The 5,050-nt window shown below is 62.9% G+C and carries 5 protein-coding genes and 1 pseudogene; all 6 read right to left on the bottom strand.

Annotated features, from left to right (window positions below):
- Positions 1 to 556 (bottom strand): annotated as a pseudogene (locus ENZ74_RS18720) (branched-chain amino acid ABC transporter permease); the annotation flags it as partial.
- A 4-nt stretch (positions 557 to 560) separates the two neighbouring features.
- The gene (locus ENZ74_RS18715; RefSeq protein ID WP_013533158.1) at positions 561 to 1,466 is read right to left on the bottom strand and encodes a branched-chain amino acid ABC transporter permease; all 906 of its coding nucleotides are present in this window, start codon (positions 1,464 to 1,466) and stop codon (positions 561 to 563) included.
- A gap of 1 nt (position 1,467) precedes the next feature.
- The gene (locus ENZ74_RS18710; RefSeq protein WP_013533157.1) at positions 1,468 to 2,202 is read right to left on the bottom strand and encodes an ABC transporter ATP-binding protein; all 735 of its coding nucleotides are present in this window, start codon (positions 2,200 to 2,202) and stop codon (positions 1,468 to 1,470) included.
- Complete coding sequence (locus ENZ74_RS18705) at positions 2,199 to 3,260, bottom strand: ABC transporter ATP-binding protein (RefSeq protein WP_244514266.1); 1,062 nt, start codon at positions 3,258 to 3,260, stop codon at positions 2,199 to 2,201. The genes ENZ74_RS18710 and ENZ74_RS18705 overlap by 4 nt, the downstream gene beginning before the upstream one ends.
- Positions 3,199 to 4,170: a biotin-dependent carboxyltransferase family protein gene (locus ENZ74_RS18700; protein WP_063167471.1), complete on the bottom strand. Its 972-nt coding sequence runs from the start codon at positions 4,168 to 4,170 to the stop codon at positions 3,199 to 3,201. The genes ENZ74_RS18705 and ENZ74_RS18700 overlap by 62 nt, the downstream gene beginning before the upstream one ends.
- The gene (locus ENZ74_RS18695) at positions 4,160 to 5,035 is read right to left on the bottom strand and encodes a carboxyltransferase domain-containing protein (protein ID WP_013533154.1); all 876 of its coding nucleotides are present in this window, start codon (positions 5,033 to 5,035) and stop codon (positions 4,160 to 4,162) included. Before ENZ74_RS18695 ends, ENZ74_RS18700 begins: the two co-directional genes overlap by 11 nt.
- Positions 5,036 to 5,050 lie beyond the last annotated feature (15 nt).

Genomic DNA, 5,050 nt, shown 5'->3' with positions numbered 1-5,050 from the left:
CGACCGATGAGGTCGCTCCGGTCACGCTCTCCCAGTTGGAATAAATTGTGTTGATCATGGCGAGCATCGCGAAGGTCGCGATCGAAGCCGCGATGCCCGATAATCGCATCAGCACCCGCCCGAAGATGAGAGCGGCGAGGGCGGCGAACAATGCTGCCAGCATAGCCGATTGCCAGTACGGCAATCGGGTCGCCAGCAGCCATTCGGGCAGTCCCGGCAGCGAACCGCGTTTCATCATCGGATTGATGGTGAGCCACGCGGCCGCGTAGGCGCCAAGGCAGGTGAAGCCGATATGCCCGAAGCTGAGAACGCCCGAATTCCCGATAAAGATGTATAGGCCCACGACGAGGATGACACGGACGAACACGTCGATCACCGTCTGGTTGAAGGGCCGCGATCCGGTCATCACCGTGATCAGCGCGATGGCCAGCAGCAGCAGAGAAAGCAGGACCGGTGTCAGGATTGTGCGGCGGGCAAGCGCGAAGCGGGCGGGCTTTCGCTCGGCAGCCGGGGCACCGGCAGCGGTAGAGTTGGTGAGGGAGGCGACGACACCCATGAAATCAGATCCTTTCCTTGGTGCCGCGCGCGGCAATAAGCCCCTGTGGGCGGAAGAGGAGGACGAGGATGACCGCTCCATAGACAAAGGCATCGCGGAATGGCCGGGCGTCGATGGGCAGCATGACTTGCATGATCACCGAGGCGGCACCCAGCAGGAAGCCGGCGAGCACGGCTCCCCCGAGGCTGCCGAGGCCGCCAATGACGGTGGCGATGAAGGCCATCAACATGATCGAGGCGCCCATCTGGATGTCCAGCGTGCCTGTCTGGGCGCCAAAGATCAGTGCAATGGCGGCGGCCAACGCGCCGGAGAGGGCGAACGCGCCCATGATAACCCGGTTCGCACGCACACCCAGCATTCGGGCCATCGAGAAGTTCTCGGCCGCCGCCCGCATCTCCAGGCCGAAGCGGGTTTGACGCAGGAACAGTGTCAGGCCGATCAGGATGACCATCGTGGCCACGATCGTTATGAGCTGGAGGAGGGGAAGCCTGGCACCAAGGATCTCCACCGGCTGGGACAGTTCGGGCAGCAGCGAGATCGATTTCGGCCGACTGGAGAAAAGCATGAGCAGGAAGTAGCGAATGACGAAACCGAGCGCGAAGGAGGCGATCATCATGGTTGCCGGATTTGCCTGACGGAACCGCCTGAAGACGACGATTTCGCACAGCACCGACAGCCCGGCCCCGCAGAGGAGCACGAATGGCAACAGCAGGTACCACGGCAATTGGCCGGCGAAGACGATGGCCATTGCGTCCGTAGACGGCCATAACAGGGCGAAGACGCAGAAGGCGATGACGTCGCCATGCGCGAAGTTCACGAGCCGCATGACGCCGAAGATGAGGGCAATGCCGAGCGCCCCGAGCGCGTAGAGCGAACCAAGCGAGAGTGCGTCGAACAGGATCTGAAGCATCTCAATTGTCCTCGTAGCCGAAATAGGCAGCCTGGATCGCCTCGCCATTGCCGAGCGTCCGCGCGTCGCCATCGAGCACGATCTGTCCGCCACGCATCAGGATCATCCGCCCGCCCACCATCATCGCCCGGGCCGAGCTCTGCTCAACGATCAGGAGCGTGAGCTGGCGCTGCGCACGCAGCGCGATCAGCCGCTCGTAGACCTGGTCGTTGATGTTGGGGGCGAGGCCCAGTGAAGGCTCGTCGATGGCTACAAGCCGCGGATTGGTCATCAGCGCGCGGCCGATGACCAGCATTTGCTGCTGCCCGCCGGACAGCAATCCCGCCTGCCCGTGCCGCCTCTCTTTCAGCATCGGGAAGGTTGCGTAGACGGCTTCGAGTTCGTCGGCCGCTCGGCTGCGCCAGCCGCGTTCGCGGGCGTGCATGCCGGTTCCGACCAGAAGGTTCTCTTCGGTCGTCAGCGAGCCGAAGACATCGCGCCCCTCCGGCACCATGGAGAATCCGAGCCGGGCGATGTTCTCCGGCGCCTGGCCGGTGATCTCATGACCTGCAAGGTCGATCCGGCCGCCCGCCACCGGCGTAACACCGGCGATCGCGCGCAGCAGCGAAGACTTCCCGGCTCCGTTCGGGCCGGTGATGAACAGGATTTCTCCCTCGTCCATGGAGAAGGAGACATTGCGGACCGCCGTGAGACGGCTGTAGCGGATGGTGATGTCGGAAAGGGCGAGCAGGCTCATTCCATCGCCTCCAGCACAGGCAGGTCGGTGTTCGCGGCCGTGCCCATATAGGCGTGGCGCACCTTCTCGCTGTCGCGGATCGCGGCAGGCGGTCCTTCCTCGATAATCGCTCCGGAATCGAGCACGACGATATGCTGGCAAAGGCCGAGCACCAGCCCGACATTGTGCTCGATGAGCAGGACACCACAGCCGAGATCGCTGGCGATGTGTCTTATCAGGGCGGAAAGCTCCCGCGCCTCCAGTGCGCTCATGCCAGCCGCGGGCTCGTCGAGCAGGATGTATGCGGGCCGTCCCATCAGGGCGCGGCCAATGGCGACGCGGCGCTCGTCCGTGTATGGCAACGTTCCGGCGATGCGGGTACCCAGCGCACCGATGCCTATCCAGTCGAGCATCGCTTCCGCTTCGGCGATGGCAGCGCGCCGGCTCATTCCCAGGCCAACGCCGGTCACTTCCAAATTGTCCAACACAGGCAGGTCGCGGAAGAGCCGCCCACCCTGAAAGGTGCGGGCAATGCCGCGCCGCCGGACCTGATGCGGCTTGAGACCCGTGAGTGCTTCCCCGTCGAGCTTGATGGTGCCTTCCGTCGGTGCCTGGAAGCCGGTCAGCACGTTGACGAGCGTGGTCTTGCCAGCGCCATTCGGGCCGATGAGGCCACTGATGCGGCCGGGCGTAATTTGGAGGTCTACCGATGACAGGGCCTTCAGCCCCGCAAACGATACCGAGACGTTCTCCGCGCTCAGATGACTCATGACCCTTTCCTTCTTTCTACCGACGGAAAGGCGCGAAGCATCCGGCCTTGCGGCCAGCCACGTTGCAAATGTCTTCCCCTGTCGGTTCCGGCGGTCTCTAGCGGACTGCTCGGGTGCCAAATTCACGCCGTTGCCCGGCGTCGTCTTGTCGTTTCGCGCACCGGATTTTGTCTTCCGCCACGCGCGGTCGGTTTTGGCCGGCCGATCTCCTCGCCTCCGGCTCCTCCGCCGGCATTCCCGGCTGACGTCAGCCGGCCAGATGCCCTTCAGCACGCGCCAGCGCGGCGCGCTGTTCGGTTCGCGCGGCAAGCGCGTCTTCCAGCGTCACCGGGACGAAGCGCGCCGGGGTGTGCGGCTGGAGCTGGGCGATAAGGTCCATGTCGGCCGATATCACCACGCCCAGCATCATATACCCGCCACCCGAAACCGCGTCCCGGTGAAGAACGATCGGCTCAGTGCCACTCGGCACCTGGACGGATCCGTAAGGATAGCAGGCATCGACGATGTTCGAGGGGTCGGAGCCCGCACCGAAAGGCTGCTCGCGCTCGACGAATTCCAGCGGCGTTCCGCCGCGGAAGCGATAGCCGATACGGTCGGCTTCGGGCGCGACCTTCCAGGTTTCCTCAAAGAACCGATTGCCGGCAGCCTCAGTGATCCGATGCCAGTATATGCCGGGAAGCATTCTGAGTTCCGCCGGACTATTGCGCGCGCGGCGCAGATTTGCAGGCAGTGAAAGACCGGCTTTGCCGGAACCTTCGCCGAGGGGAAGCTCATCGCCCGCTTTCAGCGTGCGGCCCTGATGGCCGCCAAGCGCGCCCAGAATGTAAGTCGAGCGCGAACCGAGAACCACGGGTACGTCGATGCCGCCGGAGACGGCCAGATAAGCGCGCGCGCCGCCCTTGAGGAAGCCGAAAGAAAGTCGGTCACCGGCCTTCACCGGAAAACTTTCCCACGTCGACCGTTCCTCGCCATTGAGTTTGGGTGGGAGCTCTCCACCTGTGACGGCGACGACCGCGGATTGGGTGAATTCGAGTTCGGGACCCATGAAAGTGGCTTCGAGCACCGCGGCACCCGGATCGTTGCCGACAAGCAGGTTTGCGATGCGTGTCGCAAAGCGGTCCATGCCGCCGCCTTCTGGAATGCCGACATGATAGTGGCCGGGTCGGCCAAGGTCCTGCACGGAAGTGGAGAGGCCGGGAGAGATTACCTTAACGGCCATTGATAAGCTCCATCAGCTTTGCATTGGTGCCGTAAATGTCGCTGTTGAAATCCTTCAGGCTGAAGGTGCACTCGCGAACCGTCGGCTGCCACCGATTGGCTTCGATTTCCTCAAGCGTGGCGTCGTAGTCATCGCGGCCAATGGCCTTGAACTTGACGATATCGCCTGGCTTGAACAGGCACATGTCATCGGCGAGGTAGCGCACCTTCCTGGTCGGGTCGTAGATCGGGGCCGGGGTTATGCCATACATCTGGTAGCCGCCAGCGCCGCGTACCGAATAGATCGCTGCAAAGCAGCCGCCATGGCCAATGGTGAGCTTGGGAGTGTCGGTGCGTGGACGCAAGTATTTCGGCGCCTGAATCTGTTTCTTGCGCTCAACCATCTGGTACAGGAAGGGCAGTCCGGCGACGAAGCCGACCATCGATACGAACCAGGGCTGGCCGGAATAGGCCTCGATAAACTCTTCCACCGTGGCGTAGCCGTTGATGCGTGCCGAATATTCAAGATCGGTGGAGGAGGGGTCCTGATGGCGCTCGCGGAAGCGCAGGCAGGTTTCACGCGTCCATGGATCCTGGAAATAAACCGGCAGTTCGATGATCCGGGTCTTCAGCACCGGGTCCGACTTCGAGGCGGCCTCTTCCATCGACTTCAGTTCGCTGAGCAAATCCTGCGGCTTGACGATGTCGGGGTTGAAGCGAATCTGGAAGCTGGCGTTGGCTGGGCAGATCTCGGTGACGCCTCGGATGCCTGCCGTACGCACCGCATTGGTCATCGAAAGGCCGGTAAAGAAGGAGGTGAGCGACATTTCTTCGGACACCTCGCCGAAGATATGTTCGTCACCGCCGAAGTTGAATCGTATCGACATCGGTCCTCCTTAACC

Origin of the sequence: Mesorhizobium sp. M7A.F.Ca.CA.002.15.2.1, from assembly GCF_003998715.1 — a bacterium.
GTDB lineage: Bacteria > Pseudomonadota > Alphaproteobacteria > Rhizobiales > Rhizobiaceae > Mesorhizobium > Mesorhizobium ciceri.
This window is presented reverse-complemented; position numbering and strand designations above follow the sequence as displayed.